The following is a 17,569-nucleotide window of genomic DNA, read 5'->3' as shown; positions in this document are numbered from 1 at the left end:
GCGCGTCCCGGGTTCGCGCGCGGTCAGGCGTGCGCGGCGAGCTGGGGCTGATTGGCCACGTTGGCCGCAGCTGTGATGAGCGTGCCACCATGACCATCGGCTGACAGGACAAAGCTCGACGCGGTGTATTGGCCCAGCAATGTCAACGCTGCCACGTGGCTGCCGTCAGAAACCGTCATGTGGCCGCCTGTGTTGTTGTCGTTGACGAAGTATCCAAGCGTTGTGGCAGCGCCGTTGAAGGCGATGTCGGCCAGGTCGATGCCGTCGCCGCCGCCGAAGCCCGTGATCGAGCCCGCGAACGCGACGGAATGGTCGATCTGAAGCGCGGCGCCGCCCGGCGCGAAGGCGAGCTTGGCGGTGGAAGCGCCGGCGATCTCGAGCGTCGTTCCCGCCGCGATCGCAGTTACCGCGGGGCTCGCAGCGTAGACCTGCCCTTTTTCACCGGAACCATCGCCCCACGCGATGGCGAAACCACCGCCCTGTAGCGCGACGACCTCGCTGCGCGAGCCCGCCGTATTGACGGTGTCGAGCCCGAACTCGGCGCCGATTTTTTGCTGGTTGTAGGCGTCGAACACCTGCGCCCTGATGCTCGACGTGGAGCCCACCGGGCTGAGGGTCACGTCCTGCCAGGTCACCACGAAATTACCGTCCGCGAGGGCCGCAACCTCCGGCGCATAATAGTTCGTGCCATAAATCGATCTGGGGCTGGTGAGCGTATTGACCGCGAGCTGGCTAGCGATCTTGCCGCCAGCAGCATCGAACTGCTGGGCTTCGATCGCGCTGACACCGCTGGCCCTGTAATCGTAGTCCCGCTCCCAGGTCACCACAAATCCACCGGTCGGCAATGCGGCGACGCTCAGACCGTTCAACGTTTCGCCGATTTGTTGCGTCCCGGAATGAACCGCGAACGCGGCGCCGACCTTGTTGCCCTGGGCGTCGAAGATCTGGCCCGTGACCACGAACGATCCGGTGTCGTGCGAGATGACGACGAAATTGCCGTCGGCCAATCCGGCAATCACCGGACGATCAGCATTGGTCTGCGCACCCGGCGAAAACTCGTTTCCGACCCTGGCTCCATTCGCGTCGTAGATTTGCGCCTTTGCGGTTGTGGTCTGGCCGTCGTAGAAATTCCATGCGGCGACGAAGCCGCCGTTCGCAAGCGCAGTGATCGTGCCATTGTCGATTTCGACAGCGCCCGTGGTGTTGACCTGGAATGTCGCATTGATCGGCGCGCCGCTCGCATTGTAGAGCTGGGTCAGGACTTCGCTGTTGTTGAGCGTGGTCCAGGCGACGGCGAAACCACCATTCGTCAATGCCGTGACCGCCCCCGGAAATATCGACCCGTTCGGGAGCGACACGGCGGACTCGGCCCCCACCTTCCCACCGTTCTGATCGAAGATCTGCGTGTGCACCGCGCCGTTTTGCAGCCACGCGGCCGCGATGGTTCCGTTGCCCAGCTCGGCGATAATGGTCACCGCGTTCCCGTTCTGGTTCGCATTGTCGATCTGGAATTTGGTTCCGACCGCGTGCACGCCCGGTGTCGTCGCAATCTGGATCCCGGAGAAACCGCTCGAGAAAAGACCGGAAAAATCGGGAGACTTGCCGGCCGCGTCGATAATTGACGCACCGTTCAGGTCACCCTTCGCGAAGGAAAGGCCGTTCACCGATTTGTCCGTGGCCCCGACCGTGTAGCTGAACACCAGCTTGGTCGCATCGCCGAGCGCCGCGGTTGCGGCAGCGTCATAGATCGCGACGCCGCCGTCGTTGAGCGTCAGGACCGGAGCGCCGCCCGACACCGAGACGCCGCGGCTCATGGTCACCGTGAAGGTCACGGTGTCGCCCGCGTGCTCAGTCGCGCTCGACGGCGAGGCCACGACAGACGTCACCACTGTGGGTGCGATCTGGAGGCCGGAGAAGGACGCCGCGAATATGCCGGAGAAGTCGGGGCCATGCCCCTGTCCGTCGACGATGACGGCGCCATTCTGGTCGCCGCGCACGAAGGACAGGCCACTCACCTCTGCATCGGACGCGCCGACCGTGTAGCTGAACACCATCTTGGTGGGATCGCCCAGCGCCGCGCTCGCAGCCGCATCGTAGGTGGCAATGCCTCCGTCGATGAGCGTCAACGTCGGCGTGCCGCCGGAGATTGTGACGGCGCGGTTCATCGTGATCGTGAACGTCACGGTGTCGCCCGGTTTCTCCACGCCATTTGATGGCGAAGCGACGACGGAGGTCACTGCCGTCGGCGCCGTCGCGACTTGAATGCCGGAGAAGGACGTCGCGAACGCGCCGGAGAAATCGGGACCGTTGCCGGAGGAGTCGGCGATGATGGCGCCGTTCTGGTCGCCGCGCACGAACGACAAGCCGCTCTCCGGCAGGTCGGAGGCGCCAACCGTGTAGCTGAACACCATCTTGGTGGGATCGCCGAGCGCGGCGGTCGCGGCAGCGTTGTAGACAGCGATGCCGCCGTCATTCAGCGTCAGCGTCGGCGTGCCGCCGCTGACCGTCACGGCCCTGCTCATCGTCATCGTGAAGGTCACGGTGTCGCCGGCATGCACGATCCCGCTCGCCGGCGAGCCGGTGAACGAGACGACGGAGGCAGGCGGCGGCGGGTTCACGACGCCGAACGGTCCCGGCGCCAGCGAGCCGGGTTGCGACGGCAGTTCGACCGTTCCGGCCGAGGTGCCGTCCGAAATCCACAGACTGGTCTTGCCGCTCGCATCGACGCCGTCGAACATGATTTTTCCATTGGCGACGGACAGATTGGTGGGATTGAGCCCGGTTGCGGCCGCACCGTTGACGACAATCTGGTACGAGCCGGCCGCCGTGCCGTCGGTCACGAAGAGACCGATATTGGTGCCGGCGTCCCTGCCCGTGAAATAGATCTTGCCAGCGAGTGTCACGGCGGTCGGGGTCATCTGCGTAAAGATCCCGCCTCCGCTTCCGCCGAGATAGGCACCCGGAACCAACAGTTCGAAGGTGCCGGCCTGCGTACCGTCACTAGACCAGAGACTGAACCGCCCGCTCGTGTCCGTGCCTTGGAACAGCACCCGATCGCTCGTGACCGCAAAGGGAACGGGGTACATTGATGCATTGGCGGGAACGTAGAATTCGGTGGTTCCGGCCACCGTCCCATCGGTGACCCACAGAGTGGGCTGACTGCCCGCCCCGCGGAATACGACTTTGCCTCCGAACTGCGCGAGGACGGTTGGAGCCGAACCGAACCCGGCGAACAGCTCCGACGTTCCAGCCGAAGTCCCGTCGGTCGACCAGATGGCGTTGTTGCCGGCAGCATCGACGCCGGTGAACACCACCTTGTTGCCGGCGACCGCCAAGGCCGACGGGTTGAAAGCCGTTACCGACGCCCCCGCGACCGGGAGCAGCGTCGTGCCGGCTGCGGTGCCGTCGGTAACACCGAGAATGGTCTTGCCGGTCGAGTCAAAGGTATCGAACACCGCCTTGTTGCCCAACACCGTCACGTTCCATGCGGCGCCGTGGCCGAATGCGGACACGCCGCCGACGAGCTCGGTGGTGCCGGCCGACGTGCCATCCGTGATCCAGAGGCCGTATCCGTTCGACGTATCGTCACCGCCAAACAACATCTGGCTGCCGAACGCCTGGAAAGCCGTCGGCCGCAGACCATAAGACGTCGCCTCGCCGGTCACCGACAGTCTGGAGGCGCTGACACCGTCCGTGACCCACAAAGCCATCAGCCCGTTGGCGTCGAGGCCGGAAAAGAGAGCGCGATTTCCGAGAATCGCAAACTGGGGATCGACGTTATTCCGAAAGAGACCGCTGCCGTTGACGTCATAAAACAGGCCTAACCCGTAAGTGCCGGTCACGGACACCTGGTGAGTACCCGCAGCGGTGCCATCGCTCGCCCAGAGGGTCGTACCTCCGGCGAACAGCACCTCGGTTCCTAAAGTGGTGAAGTAGGGATGGTAGGTGTCATAGGTGAAACCGTATGACGAAAATTTCAGGGGCACCCCGAGGTCGCTTGTCCCCGCACCGGTGCCGTCAGTCACCCAGATGGTGTCGCCAATCGGACTGAATCCGATAAACCAGGACTTGTCGCCGATCGTCGCAAAATCGCGCCCCGTCGTGAACGCGGCAGCTGCGCCAGTTACCGGAATCTCGGAGGTTCCGGCCGCGGTCCCGTCTGTTTTCCACAACGTCAACTGGTCATTGGCATTGCGTCCTTCAAACAGGACCTCGTTGCCAACCACCGTGAAATTGGGGCCGGTGAAAGTGGGGCTCGTGCTGGGGAAGCTGGTCTGTGAAAACAACCCAAATGCGGAGGCATCGCTAACGGCCAGTTTCGTCGTGCCGGCGGCTGTGCCGTCGGAGACCCAGAGATCGGTGCCGTACTGAAATATGACCTTGCCGCCAAACGCGGTCAGTCCCCCGACAGTATACGTTCCGGGAATCTGAAGCTGCGACGTCCCGGCAGATGTCCCGTCCGTCACCCAGAGCGTTTTGGCATAGTTGCTTGGGTCCTGCGCGACGAACATGACCTTGTCGCCGATCGACGCAAACGAGTGGGGGTAACTCAGTCCCGCAACCGAGAGCTCTGATGTGCCCGCCGCTGTGCCATCGGTCACCCACAAGCCGTATTTGTTGGTCGAATCCACACCTTCGAACAGCACCTTGCCTCCAAAGGCGAGCAGATTGGACGGTTGGAGCCCGTTCGGTGAACCGGCGCCTGCCACCGACAGTTTCGACGTCCCTGCCGTCGTGCCATCCGTGATCCAGAGGTCGTTGCCGCTGCTGAAGAGGACCTTGCCGCCCAACGCCGCGAATCCGAAGGCGGCAATGCTGGTCATCCCGGGGACGAACAGCTCCGACGTGCCGCTCGCCGTTCCGTCGGTGATCCAGATATTGCTGTGACCAAACGCGTCGATCGCGGAGAAGAACACCTTGTCGCCGACTTGCGTGAGGTTGGTCGGGTTGAAACCGTTCGGAGACGCACCGGCGATCGAAAGCTTCGACGTCCCGCTCGCGGTGCCATCCGAGACCCAAAGGGCTTGATGATTGGTCGCGTCGAGCCCTGAGAACAGGACCTTGTTTCCGAGCGAGACGAACCCGGTCGGCTGGAGCCCGTTCGATGATGCGCCCGTGACCGAAAGCTCGGACGTGCCGGCCGGCGTCCCGTTCGTCACCCAGAGATTGACGTGACCGCTGGCATCCGTTCCCGCGAAAAGAGTCGTGTTGGTCGTGGCCAACCCTGCCGTCCCGACGTCGATCGCGGTGAACGAGCTCGAATACACGCCGGAAAAGTCGGGAACCTGGCCGGTCGCATCGACGATGCGCGCGCCATTGTAACTGCCGCGCACGAAGGAGAGACCGTCCACCGGCGAATCCGATGCGGCCACCTTGTAGGTGAACACCATCCTGGTGGGATCGCCGAGCGCCGCAGTGGCCACCGGGTCGTAGACCGCGATGCCGCCATCGTTGAGCGTCAGTGTCGGCGTGCCGCCCGAGACAGTCACGGCGCTGCTCATGGCCAGCGTGAAGATGACGGTGTCGCCGGAGTGCAGCACACCGTTTGCAGGTGAGGCGGTGAAGGACGTTACGGTGGTCGTCATCCCATTTTTTCCTTCTTGATCCGGCTCGAAAGCAACTTGAGGCTGCCAGCACTGCGCCTGACCACCTGACTACGTTGGCCGGATCATCGCGTCCAACCGCTACAGATTTATGATAAGTTAACGTAATTCATAACATAACGCGCATAGCTGGCGCGACATGAAGGGTTGACGTGGTTGAGCCTGCCGCGCCGTCAGCAATTGCGGCGACAGCGGCTTCTTGCAGTGGGTGCGTGATCGCGAAAAGCGAAAGGTTCTGGAACGCTAGACCGGCGCTGCCAGATGCGGCTGACCAGCTGCGTCGGGCGCCGCCGCACTGATGAGCGTGCCGCCGTGTCCGTCGGCCGAAAGGACGAAGCTCGTTGCGCTGTACTGCCCCAGCAGTGTCAACGCAGCGATATGCGTCCCGTCAGAGACGGCGAGATGCCCGCCACTATTGCTGGCGTTCGCCGCATAGCCGAGCGTCGTGCCAGCGCCGCTGAATGCGATATCGGCGAGGTCGATGCCGTCGCCCGCATCGAATCCCGTGATCGCGCCTGTGAATGCGGTGGATTGGTCGAGTTGCAGCGAGGCGCCGCCAGGCGCGAAGGCGAGCTTGGCGGAAGATGCAGCCGGGATCTCGAGCGTCGCGCCCGATGCAATCGTGGTGACAGGTTGATTGGCGGCGTAGATTTGCGTCTTCTCGCCGTTCGCATCGCCCCACGCGATTGCGAATCCGCCGTCCTGCAAAGCGACAAGCGCGGGATGAACCTGATCCTGGCTCGCTTGCACATTGATCACGACTTCGCTGCCGACAGGGGACTGCTGATACGCGTCGAACAGTCGCACCTTGACGACGGATGCGCTCGCGTCGACGCTGCTGGCGTCTTGCCAGAGGATTGCGAAGTTGCCGTCAGCCAGCGCCGTCACCTTCGGCTGGGATGCGACGAACGCATTGACGGGCGCAACCGTCGCATCGACATGAAACTGAGATCCGACCTTCGTTCCGCCGGCATCGAATTGCTGTGCCACGATCGCGTCCGTGACCGCTGTACCGTTGTTACGTTGCTCTTCCCACGTGACGACGAATCCGCCCGTCGGCAATACGGCCACGCTGGGGTTGCTGGAGTTCCACAAATCGGAATTCGAATTGACAGCGATTTCCGCGCTGATCTTGTTACCCTGCGCGTCGAAGATCTGGGCCGTGAAACCCGGCCGCACCAGCTCTCCCGGGGGCGGCCCGGGGACGATGGCCTGAACATTTAACTGATTCCAGACCGCAACGAAGCTGCCATCTGCGAACCAGGAGATGGCCGGTGAAGCTCCGTCGCTCTTGTCCAGAGCGGCAACGATCTCGTTGCCGATCCTGGCCCCGTTCGCATCGAATATCTGCGACCTCGAAGTCGCGATGGGACTTCGAACATCATCGTAGGTCCACGTTGCGACAAAACCTCCGTCGGCCAAAGCGGTGACGGTGGGCGTTTTGACTTGAACGCCTGACGTGTTCAGGCCCAAATTGAGTTGACCTGCCTCGGTGTTGGCCTGGAACGCCGTACCGGTCGGCGCGCCGTTCGACGCAAAGAGCTGAACCTCCACACCATTAAGAGCGGTGAACGCATCGTAGGCCCCCCAGACCACCGCGAATCCACCATTCGTCAATGCCGTGACGGACGGATGTGCCCCTAATCCCGGCATCGTCAGGATCGGCATTTGTGCGATGGATTCGCCGCCGACCTTTGTGCCGTCCGGGCTGAGGATCTGGGCATGAACCGCCGAACCCTCCAGCCACGCGCTCGCGAAATTGCCGTTGGCCAATTCAGCGACGACCGCACCGCTCGCGGCTTGAATTTCCGGTCCAGCAGTCACTACGCCCGGTGCGGCCGGGCTAATTTGAATCCCGGAGAACAAGGCCGCGAACACGGCGGAGAAGTCGGGACCCCGGCCCGCCCCGTCGACGATGACGGCGCCGTTCTGGTCACCGCGCACAAAGGACAGGCCGTCCACCGGCAGATCGGACGTACCAACCGTATAGCTGAACACCATCCTGGTGGGATCGCCCAGCGCCGCGGTCGCTACCGCATCGTAACTGGCGACGCCACCGTCGTTCAGCGTCAGCGTCGGCGTGCCGCCGGAGATCGTGACGGCGCGGTTCATGGTGATCGTGAAGGTCACGGTGTCGCCGGGATGCTCCACGCCGTTTGACGGCGAGGCGACGACGGAGGTCACCGCCGTCGGTGCCGTCGCGATCTGGAGTCCGGAGAACGAGGTCGCGAATGCGCCGGAGAAATCGGGCCCCTGGCCGGACGAGTCGACGATGACAGCGCCATTCTGATCGCCACGCACGAAGGACAGGCCGTTCTCCGGCAGATCAGACGCACCAACCGTGTAGCTGAACACCATCCTGGCGGGATCGCCGAGCGCGGCGGTCGCGGCCGCGTTGTAGACGGCAATGCCGCCGTCGTTGAGCGTCAGCGTCGGCGTGCCACCGCTGACCGTCACGCCGCGGCTCAGCGTCATGGTGAAGGTCACGGTGTCGCCGGCATGCACGATTCCGCTCGCCGGCGAGCCGGTGAAGGAGAGGACAGTCGCTTGCGGGCTGAGGGGAGCGAACGGTCCCGGAGCGAGTGAACCCGGTTGCGTCAAGGACATCTCCACTGTCCCGGCGGTGGTGCCGTCAGAAGTCCAGAGGCTGCCCCGGCCGCTCGCATCGAGGCCGTCGAAGACGATCTTCCCGTTCACTACGGTCAGATTAGTGGGATTGAGTCCGGTCGCGGCCGCACCATTGACGACAATCTTGTACGAACCGGCCGAGGTCCCATCCGTCACGAAAAGGCTGACAAGACCGTTCGTGTCTCGGCCTGCGAAATAGGTCTTGCCGCCGAAGGATACAGCGGACGGGTCCAGTCGAGATGTGGACTGAGAAAAGAGCCCGCCTCCGCTTGGGCCGACATAGGCCCCGGCGACCGATAGCTCGGAGGTGCCGGCGAGCGTGCCATCGCTTGCAAAGAGATTGTATCTCCCGCTCGTATCCATGCCCCAGAACAGCACCTGGTTGCCCTGGATTCCGATGAGGATGCTGTTGGTCGAATAGCTCCCGGGGATGTAAAATTCGGTGGTCCCGGCCACGGTCCCGTCGCTGACCCACAGATCGGGCTGAGCGCCGGCGCCGGTGAACACCACCTTACCGCCGAGCTGAGCAAAGAAGTTTGGAGCCGAGCCAAGTCCAGAGAACAGCTCCGATGTCCCGGCCGACGTCCCGTCAGTCGACCAAATGCCGCTATTGCCCGCTGCATCGACGCCCGAGAACAGCACATTGTTGCCGAGAGCGGTCAATCCTCTCGGGTTGAATGATGTCGCCGACACCCCCGCGACCGCAATTTCCGATGTGCCAGCTGCGGTACCGTCGGTAACACCGAGAACTCTCTGGTTGGATGAATTGGTGGCGACGAACACCGCCTTGTTGCCAAGCACGGTCACGCCACCCACGGTGCCGTGACCGAATGCGGACACGCCTCCGGCGAGTTCGGAGGTGCCGGCCGACGTTCCGTCCGTAATCCAGAGACCAGACGTATGGGTGTTGTCCTGCCCTGTGAACAAAACCTGATTGCCGAACAGCTCGAAGGCCGATGGCGCCAAGCCAATCGGACCGAGAGCGACGGCGCTCGTCGCGGCCCCTGCAACCGACAGCTCGGACGTGCCCGCGCTGGTGCCGTCCGTGACCCACAAGCCTGTGAACCCCGCCGCATCGAGCCCTCTGAACAGGGCGCGGCTTCCGAGAACCGTAAATTGGGGATCGTTGTTGGTTCTTCCGGAGCCGGTGAGGTCATAAAACAGGCCGCCTCCGTTATACGCGCCGGTCACGGACACCAGATGCGTGCCAGCGGCGGTGCCGTCACTCACCGCGAGGGCTGGACCGTCCGCGAACAACACCTTGGTTCCGAACGCGGTGAAGTAGGGATGGTAGGTGACGTAGGTGTCGGCCAAATACGAGAAGATCATCGATGCGGACAGTTCGCTTGTGCCCGCATTGGTGCCGTCGGTCACCCAGAGCGTCTCGCGGCCGGTCGAATTGGCGCCCACGAACAGCGACTGATTCCCGGTCGTCGCGAAGTCGCGCCCCGCCACGAATACCGGCGTTTCGCCGGCGACTGGAACCTCCAGCGTTCCAGCCGTCGTGCCGTCCGTCTTCCAAAGGGTCAGTTGACCACCGGCGTTGACACGCTGGAACAGGACCTCGTTGCCGGACACCGAGAAGTACGGATTTCCGGTCATTCCGCCAGCGCTCAGGATCGAAGTGCCGGCGACTGTGCCGTCGGTGATCCAGAGATTTCCATTCGCCTGAAACAGCAGCTTGCCGCCGAACAGGGTCATGCCGCTCGGATCCCCCATTCCCGCGATCTGCAACTGCGACGTTCCGGCCGATGTGCCGTCGGTGACCCAGAAGACATCATTCGCAACGAACAGCGCCTTGTTGCCGAGGACAGTCAGCTGTCCCGGCGCCGCCAACCAATTCGCCGAACCAGCAATCGACAGTTCGGACGTGCCTGCTGCCGTTCCGTCGGTCACCCAGATGCCGGTATGATTGCCCGAGTCGAGGCCGAGGAAGAGCGCCTTGTTTCCAAGCGAGACAATATTGGTGGGTGAAAGCCCATAACCGCTGCTGACGCCGGTCACCGACAGACGCGACGTCCCCGCCCCCGTCCCGTCCGTTATCCAGAGATCGCCGTTGTTGCGGAACAGGATCTTGTTGCCCAGCGCAGTGAATCCGCTGCCGTCAAGGGTGGAGGAGCCGGGGACCATCAGCTCCGAAGTGCCGCTCGCCGTGCCGTCAGTCACCCAGATATTGCGGAGGCCGAGTTGATCAACTCCGGAGAAGAACACTTTGCCGCCGACCTGCGTGAAATTCGTGGGGTTGGTGGCGGGAAGCTCCAACGTCCCGCCGGCCGTGCCGTCGGTCACCCAGGCATTGCGATTGCCCTGTGCATCAATGCCGGACAGGATGACCTTGTCGCCGACTTTCACCAGCGTCGCAGAGGCAAGACCGTTGATAAATGTGCCGGGGACGTAGAACTCCGATGTTCCGCCAGCGGTACCATCCGAGATCCACAGGCCCTGATGGTTGGCCGAATCCGTACCGATGAAGGCGACCTTGGTCCCCAGCGAGACGAACGACGTGGGCTTGAGCCCATTTACCGACGCATTGGCGACGGAGAGCTCGGAAGTGCCGGCTGACGTGCCGTCCGTCACCCAGAGATTGACGTGCTTGTTGCCGTCGGTGCCGGCGAAGAGGGTCACCTTGGTAGGCCCGGACGTTTCAACCTGGAGTCCGGCGAACGAGCTGGTGTACACGGCGGAGAAGTCCGGCGTCTGCCCCGTCGCATCGACGATCGACGCGCTGTTGTAGCTGCCGCGGACGAACGAAAGGCCGTCCACAGGCCAGTCGGACACCGCGGCCTTGTAACTGAAGACCAGCTTGGTGGGATCGCCGAGCGCCGCGGTTGCGGCCGCGTCATAGACGGCGGTGCCGCCGTCATTGAGCGTCAATGTCGGCGTGCCGCCGGAGACGGTCACGGCACTGCTCATGGCCAGGGTGAAGGTCACGGTATCGCCGGAGTGCAGCACACCGTTTGCGGGCGAGGCGGTGACGGACAGCACGCTCGCCGGCGCTGGCGCGAGCAGTATCGGCGTGAAGAGCACCGGCGAAGTGCTGACATATGGCGCGGCCGACACATAGGGCGCGTCTTCCGTAACCAGCACACCACCCGCCCCCACGGTGACCGGGCCTGTCTGTTGGGGTACCGGCTCCCGCGGCGTTACCGCCACGGTGAATGTCCCACCGCCAATCACCTCTCCGATCACGGGGAACGTGTTCGCATCGATCACTGGCTCGGACATCGCTTCTTCCTCTCAGATGGTCCCGGTTCGAAGGTCCACCTGAGATTGCTTGCGCGACGGCCGACCACCGGATTGCGGTGGCGGGATCATTGCGTCATATCACTACAGATTTATGATATATTAACATAAAATACCATACCACAACGCCGCAGGCGCGACGCGGTGGCAAGGTTTTTCAAAAGCCAGACCGCTACTCTCTGTCCGCCCCACCGCGAAATCCCGTCGCGAGCACGTAGCGCTCCGAGGAATCCTGCCGGCTCGCGGCCGGCTTGACGTGGCGCACGGTCGCGAAGTCGCGCTTGAGCTGGGCGAGCAGATCGGCGTCGGCGCCGCTCTGGAACGTCTTGGCCAGGAACGACCCGCCGGGCTTGAGCACGTCGCAGGCAAAGGCGGCCGCGGTCTCGATCAGGCCGACGATGCGGAGCTGATCGGTCTTGCGGTGACCGGTGGTGTTGGCGGCCATGTCGGACATCACGACGTCGGCGCCGCCGCCGAGCATCGCGGTGAGTTTTTCCGGCGCGTCGTTGTCCATGAAGTCGAGCTGCGCGAAGTCGACGCCGGCAATCCCCGGCATCTCCAACAGATCGATCGCGATGACCTTGCCCTTGCCGTCGATCGAGCCGACGCGCTTGGCCGCGATCTGGCTCCAGCCGCCGGGCGCGGCGCCAAGATCGACCACGGCCATGCCGGCCTTCAGCAGGCGATATTTGTCGTCGATCTCGAGCAGCTTGAACGCGGCGCGCGAGCGATAGCCCAGCGCCTTGGCCTTGACCACATAGGGATCGTTGAGCTGCCGCTCCAGCCACAGCTTCGACGACAATTTGCGCTTGCCGCCGGTCTTGACCTGGACGTGCAAGCGGCCGGTGGTGTCTTTCGCCATCTCACCAGCTCCTGAGCGCGCCGTCCTCGCGCATCATCTCGACCAGCATGCCCTCGCGCAGGCCGCGGTCGGCGACGCGCAGGCGCGGCAGCGGGAATGCGCGGCGGATCGCGTCGAGGATGGCGCAGCCGGCCAGCACGAGATCGGCGCGCTCGATGCTGATGCAGCTGTTGTTGGCGCGGTCCTCGTAGCTCATGCCGAGCAGCTTGTTGATGGTCGCGGTGATGTCGGTGTCGTTCATCCAGATGCTGTCGATGCGGCGGCGGTCGTAGCGAGCGAGATTGAGATGGATGCCGGCGAGCGTCGTCACGGTGCCAGACGTGCCGAGCAGATGCATGTCGGTGAGATCGCGGCCATGTTGCTCCGCGAACGGCGCTACATGGTTGGCAACCTCCTGCTCCATCGCAGCATAAATCTCCGGCGTCACGTCGCGGCCGCCGAACTGCTCGGCCAGCGTCACGACGCCAAGCGGGATCGACATCCAGGCCTTGATGCGTGGCTCCGGATTTTCCGGGTCGCGCTCGATCCGCACCAGCTCGGTCGAACCGCCGCCGATATCGAACAGGATGGCGCCGCGGCCCTTCGGGTCGACCAGCGGCGAGCAGCCGAGCATGGCGAGCGAGGCTTCGGTCTCGCGGTCGATCACCTCGAGCTCGATGCCGGTCTCGACCGCGACGCGGCTGCGAAAGCCCTCCGCATTCGAGGCCGCGCGGCAGGCTTCGGTCGCGATCAGCCGCAGCCGCTTGGCTTTGCGCAGATTGATCTTGTCCCGGCAGATGCTGAGCGCGGCGATGGCACGATCGATCGCGGCCTCGCTGATCGAGCCGGTCGCCGAGACGCCCTCGCCGAGCCGGATGATGCGCGAGAAGGAATCGACCACGCGAAAGCCGTCATGGGTCGGACAAGCGATCAGGAGCCTGCAATTGTTGGTGCCGAGGTCCAGCGCCGCGTAGACGCCGGTTCCCGCTTGCGCGGGGACAGCCGGTTCGGGGGCCAACGCCACCGCCGCCATCGACCCCTCCAGCTCACCGTGCGGCGCATGGCCGTCGCGGAGCCGCGTGTGGTCATTCATACAAACTGTCTTTCCGCGGCCGGTCGGGCCGGTCTGGAATTGATTTTTCGCCTGAAACATTAGCAGCGCGTCAGGCATGCGCAACAACGCATCACATGGGACCATGCCCATTCGTGCGTTGTCGTGAACGGGTCGGTGGGTTATTTCAATAGGGTCCGGCCCCCCAAGGCGCCCACAAAACGCGCAATTGCCGGCTTTTCAGGTCATTTCCATGCAAGAACACACGAAATCCTCGACGCTCGAAAACGCTATTGCACTGCAAAAATACGGCGTCGGGCAGCCGGTCCGCCGCAAGGAGGACGACACGCTGGTGCGCGGCAAGGGCCGCTATACCGACGATTTCAACCTGCCCGGCCAGGCCCATTGCGTGGTCGTCCGCTCGACCCACGCCCACGGCATCCTCCGCGGTATCAGCACCGACGCCGCCAGGGCAATGCCGGGCGTGCTGGGCGTGTGGACCGGCAAGGACCTCGATGCGGCCGGCTATGGTCCCTTCACCTGCGGCCTGCCGCTGAAGAGCCGCGACGGCTCGCCCCTGCTTCAGACCAATCGCCAGCCGCTGGCAACCGACAAGGTCCGGTTCGTCGGCGATCCTGTCGCCTTCGTGGTCGCCGATACGCTGGCCCAGGCGCGCGACGCGGCCGAGGCGGTGGAACTCGATATCGAGCCGCTGCCGGCGGTGACCGATCCCGAGGAAGCTACCAAGCCCGGCGCACCGCAGCTCTACGACCACATCCCGAACAACGTCGCGCTCGACTATCATTATGGCGACATGGAGAAGGTGAACGCCGCTTTCGCCGGCGCCGCCCATGTCACCAAGGTCGACATCGAGAACACCCGCGTCGCTGTGGTCTCGATGGAGCCGCGCGTGGGGCTCGCCTCCTACGACAAGACCACCGAGCGCTACACCATCCAGATGCCGACGCAGGGCGTCGCGGGCAACCGCGCCAACCTCGCCAAGAACCTGAAGGTGCCGAACGAGAAGGTGCGCATTCTCACCGCCAATGTCGGCGGTTCCTTCGGCATGAAGAACGTCAACTATCCCGAATACATGTGCATCCTGTACGCGGCGAAGGCGCTGGGACGCCCGGTGAAGTGGCTCGACGAGCGCTCCACCAGCTTCCTCTCCGACAGCCACGGCCGCGCGCAAAAGATCCATGCCGAGCTCGCGCTCGATGCCGAGGGCCACTTCCTCGCGGCAAAGCTGTCCGGCTACGGCAATCTTGGCGCCTACATCACCGGCGTTGCGCCCGGCCCGCTCTCGCTCAACACGGGCAAGAATTTTTCCAGCGTCTACCGCACGCCGCTGATGGGCGTCGACATCAAGACGGTGCTGACCAACACCACGCTGATGGGCGCCTATCGCGGCGCCGGCCGGCCCGAGGCGAACTACTACATGGAGCGGCTGATCGACCGCGCCGCCGACGAGATGGGCATCAACCGGCTGACGATGCGCAAGCGCAACTTCATCAAGCCGAACCAGATGCCCTTCCCGGCCTCCTCCGGCGTCACCTATGACAGCGGCGACTTCCAGGCGGTGTTCACCAAGGCGCTCGAAATCTCCGACCACGAGAATTTCGCCAAGCGCAAGAAGGAGAGCAAGAAAGCCGGCAAGCTCCGCGGCATCGCCGTCGGTTCCTATCTCGAGGTCACCGCGCCGCCGAGCCCCGAGCTCGGCAAGATCGTGTTCGATCCCGATGGCAGCGTGCAGCTGATCACCGGCACGCTCGACTACGGTCAGGGCCACGCCACCCCGTTCGCACAGGTGCTGTGCGCGCAGTTAGGGGTTCCCTTCGAGAGCGTGAAGCTGGTGCAGGGCGACAGCGACATCGTCCATACCGGCAACGGCACCGGCGGCTCGCGCTCGATCACCGCGACGGGGCAAGCCATCGTGGAGTCATCGCGCCTCGTGATCGAAAAGGGCAAGCGCGCCGCCGCGCACATGCTGGAGGCCTCGGAGGCCGACATCGAGTTCGCCGACGGCGCCTTCACCATCGCCGGCACCGACCGCAGCATCGACATCATGGAGCTCGCCAAGAAGCTGCATGACGGCAAGGTTCCGGACGGCGTGCCTGACAGTCTCGACGTCGACCACACCAGCGAACCGGTGCCGTCGGCCTTCCCGAACGGCTGCCATGTCGCCGAGGTCGAAGTCGATCCGGATACGGGCGTGGTGCAGATCGTGCGCTACAGCGCGGTCAACGATTTCGGCACCGTGATCAACCCGATGCTGGTCGCCGGTCAGCTCCACGGCGGCGTCGTCCAGGGTATCGGCCAGGCGCTGATGGAGCATGTCCGCTACGACGAGAGCGGCCAGCCGATCACGGGCTCGCTGATGGACTATGCGCTGCCCCGCGCCGGGGACGTGCCGTACATGGAGGTCGGTGATCACCCGGTGCCGGCCAAGAGCAATCCCCTGGGCACCAAGGGCTGCGGCGAAGCCGGCTGCGCCGGCAGCCTGTCGACGGTGGTGAACGCCGTGGTCGATGCGCTCTCCGACTACGGCATCAAGCACATCGACATGCCGTTGACGCCGGAGCGGGTGTGGCGCGCGATCCAGGACGCGAAGGGGATGGTGTAAGGGGCGTAAGGGACGCCCTTCCCCTTCCACAATCACGCTGTCATCGCCCGCGAAAGCGGGCGATCCCAGTATTCCAGAGGCGGCGCCGCCAGAGCCGAGAAGCCGCGGCGTACTGGATGCCTCGCTTTCGCGGGGCATGACACCGAATTGGGTGAGGGAGCTTAGAACCCAGCCGTCAATTACGCCGCCGCCTGCTCGCGCGGCTGGTAGATTGCAATGTGCTGGCAATGCGCAATCGGCGTCGTGCTGTTGGCGACCACCAGCGCGTCGAGCTCGACGAAGCGGTGGCCCTTCTTCTCGTAGTTGGCCGTGACCTTCGCCCGCGCGACGATCTCGTCGCCGGTGCGAGCGGGCGATAAGAGCTGCATGCGGCTGCCGACGTGGATCCACGGGCCGAGGATCGTATTGTCCACCAGCACACGGTTCATGACGCGCTGGATCAGGCCGGGATGGCCGAGCCCCTCGCGCGCGAAAATCGGATCGGTCTCCCTGACATCTGCAAGGTAGTCGGTCGCGCCCTGCCCGGCCCAGCGGCGCGGCGTCGTGCCCAGCCATTTGCCGACCTCGAAGATTTCAGGGCTGACCGGCTTGCGCTCGGCCACTGCTGGTACTGCGACATAGTCTCCCAATGACACCGCGGGCGCTGCCGCCGGCAGCGACGCCGTTCCGGTGGCGCAAAGCTCGGTGCGGCTGAAGACCTCGATCGTGAGCAGGCCGTTGTGCTCGGTCGCATCGACATCGGCGGTCTCGCCGTCATAGACCGGCTTGATGAAGCGCGCCTCAACCAGCCCGCGCGTCAGGAAATCGCGGCCCCAGCGCGCCACCGGCACGTGCATCATGTAGGCGAACACATCGACGCCCGGAACGAGGCCACCGGAAAAGCCGAAGCGGCGCGCCACCGTGTCGTCGTGCATCTTGTTTTCGGACTGTTTGGCGGTGTTGTAGGCCTCGACGCGCCAGGTTTCGAGCCGGTTCGGCATGGCAGGCTTTTCCCTATGTTTTTGTTCTTTCAGGGCCGATCGTAAGCCTCGCGGAACTACGGTCAATCCCCTCGCCTTTGCGGCCCGAATGGGGTACCACGCGGCGAATGAATGACACTCCCACCCGCATCTATGTCGACGCCGACGCCTGCCCGGTGAAGGACGAAATCTACCGCGTCGCGCTCCGCCACGGCGTGCCCGTGAGCGTGGTCGCCGGCAATTTTATTCGCGTGCCCCACGATCCCCTGATCGAGCGCATCGCCGCCGGCGCCGGCATGGATGCAGCCGACGACTGGATCGCGGAGCGGGCCAGGCCCGGCGACGTCGTCATCACCTCCGACATTCCGCTGGCGAGCCGCTGCGTGAAAGCGGGCGCCGACGTGATCGCGCCGAACGGCAAACCGTTCACGGAGGAGTCGATCGGGATGACGCTGGCGGTGCGCAATCTGATGACGGATCTGCGCTCGGCCGGTGAAGTCACCGGTGGCCCCCGTTCGTTCGCGCCGCGCGATCGCTCCTCATTCCTTTCGGCGCTCGACCAGACGCTGCGCCGGATCCAGCGCCGCCGCGCCGATCAAGCTGCTACGAGCCAAGGCTAGT

General features: G+C 64.2%; 7 protein-coding genes. 2 read left to right on the top strand and 5 right to left on the bottom strand.

Features of this window, described 5'->3' with window-relative positions; genetic code table 11:
• Positions 1–23: 23 nt before the first annotated feature.
• The 4 genes from ACLFLU_RS19305 to ACLFLU_RS19290 form a co-directional block, all read right to left on the bottom strand.
• The gene (locus ACLFLU_RS19305; protein ID WP_426413738.1) at positions 24–5,585 is read right to left on the bottom strand and encodes a beta strand repeat-containing protein; all 5,562 of its coding nucleotides are present in this window, start codon (positions 5,583–5,585) and stop codon (positions 24–26) included.
• Positions 5,586–5,846: 261 nt separating this feature from the next.
• The gene (locus ACLFLU_RS19300) at positions 5,847–11,456 is read right to left on the bottom strand and encodes a beta strand repeat-containing protein (RefSeq protein ID WP_426413737.1); all 5,610 of its coding nucleotides are present in this window, start codon (positions 11,454–11,456) and stop codon (positions 5,847–5,849) included.
• 190 nt (positions 11,457–11,646) lie between these two features.
• On the bottom strand, positions 11,647–12,336 hold the full coding sequence (locus ACLFLU_RS19295) for an RlmE family RNA methyltransferase (protein ID WP_426413736.1): 690 nt from the start codon (positions 12,334–12,336) through the stop codon (positions 11,647–11,649).
• A 1-nt stretch (position 12,337) separates the two neighbouring features.
• Positions 12,338–13,408, bottom strand: a complete 1,071-nt coding sequence (locus ACLFLU_RS19290) for a Ppx/GppA phosphatase family protein (RefSeq protein WP_426413735.1) — start codon at positions 13,406–13,408, stop codon at positions 12,338–12,340.
• A gap of 211 nt (positions 13,409–13,619) precedes the next feature.
• On the opposite strand from ACLFLU_RS19290, the gene ACLFLU_RS19285 reads away from it, so the two are divergent.
• On the top strand, positions 13,620–15,989 hold the full coding sequence (locus ACLFLU_RS19285) for a xanthine dehydrogenase family protein molybdopterin-binding subunit (RefSeq protein WP_426413734.1): 2,370 nt from the start codon (positions 13,620–13,622) through the stop codon (positions 15,987–15,989).
• A 179-nt stretch (positions 15,990–16,168) separates the two neighbouring features.
• Here the strand turns inward: ACLFLU_RS19285 and ACLFLU_RS19280 are convergent, their stop codons facing one another.
• Entirely contained in the window at positions 16,169–16,969 is an 801-nt protein-coding gene (locus ACLFLU_RS19280) for a hypothetical protein (protein WP_426413733.1), read from the bottom strand.
• 107 nt (positions 16,970–17,076) lie between these two features.
• On the opposite strand from ACLFLU_RS19280, the gene ACLFLU_RS19275 reads away from it, so the two are divergent.
• Positions 17,077–17,568, top strand: coding sequence for a YaiI/YqxD family protein (locus ACLFLU_RS19275; protein WP_426413732.1), 492 nt, complete (start codon positions 17,077–17,079; stop codon positions 17,566–17,568).
• Position 17,569 lies beyond the last annotated feature (1 nt).

The organism is Bradyrhizobium ganzhouense (assembly GCF_049949285.1).
Classification (GTDB): Bacteria; Pseudomonadota; Alphaproteobacteria; order Rhizobiales; family Xanthobacteraceae; genus Bradyrhizobium; species Bradyrhizobium ganzhouense.
This window is presented reverse-complemented; position numbering and strand designations above follow the sequence as displayed.

What these genes read in the sequence shown, in the direction of transcription:
- ACLFLU_RS19305 (WP_426413738.1), bottom strand. Translation starts at nt 5,585, where the DNA reads ATGACGACCACCGTAACGTCCTTCACCGCCTCACCTGCAAACGGTGTG.
- ACLFLU_RS19300 (WP_426413737.1), bottom strand. Translation starts at nt 11,456, where the DNA reads ATGTCCGAGCCAGTGATCGATGCGAACACGTTCCCCGTGATCGGAGAG.
- ACLFLU_RS19295 (WP_426413736.1), bottom strand. Translation starts at nt 12,336, where the DNA reads ATGGCGAAAGACACCACCGGCCGCTTGCACGTCCAGGTCAAGACCGGC.
- ACLFLU_RS19290 (WP_426413735.1), bottom strand. Translation starts at nt 13,408, where the DNA reads ATGAATGACCACACGCGGCTCCGCGACGGCCATGCGCCGCACGGTGAG.
- ACLFLU_RS19285 (WP_426413734.1), top strand. Translation starts at nt 13,620, where the DNA reads ATGCAAGAACACACGAAATCCTCGACGCTCGAAAACGCTATTGCACTG.
- ACLFLU_RS19280 (WP_426413733.1), bottom strand. Translation starts at nt 16,969, where the DNA reads ATGCCGAACCGGCTCGAAACCTGGCGCGTCGAGGCCTACAACACCGCC.
- ACLFLU_RS19275 (WP_426413732.1), top strand. Translation starts at nt 17,077, where the DNA reads ATGAATGACACTCCCACCCGCATCTATGTCGACGCCGACGCCTGCCCG.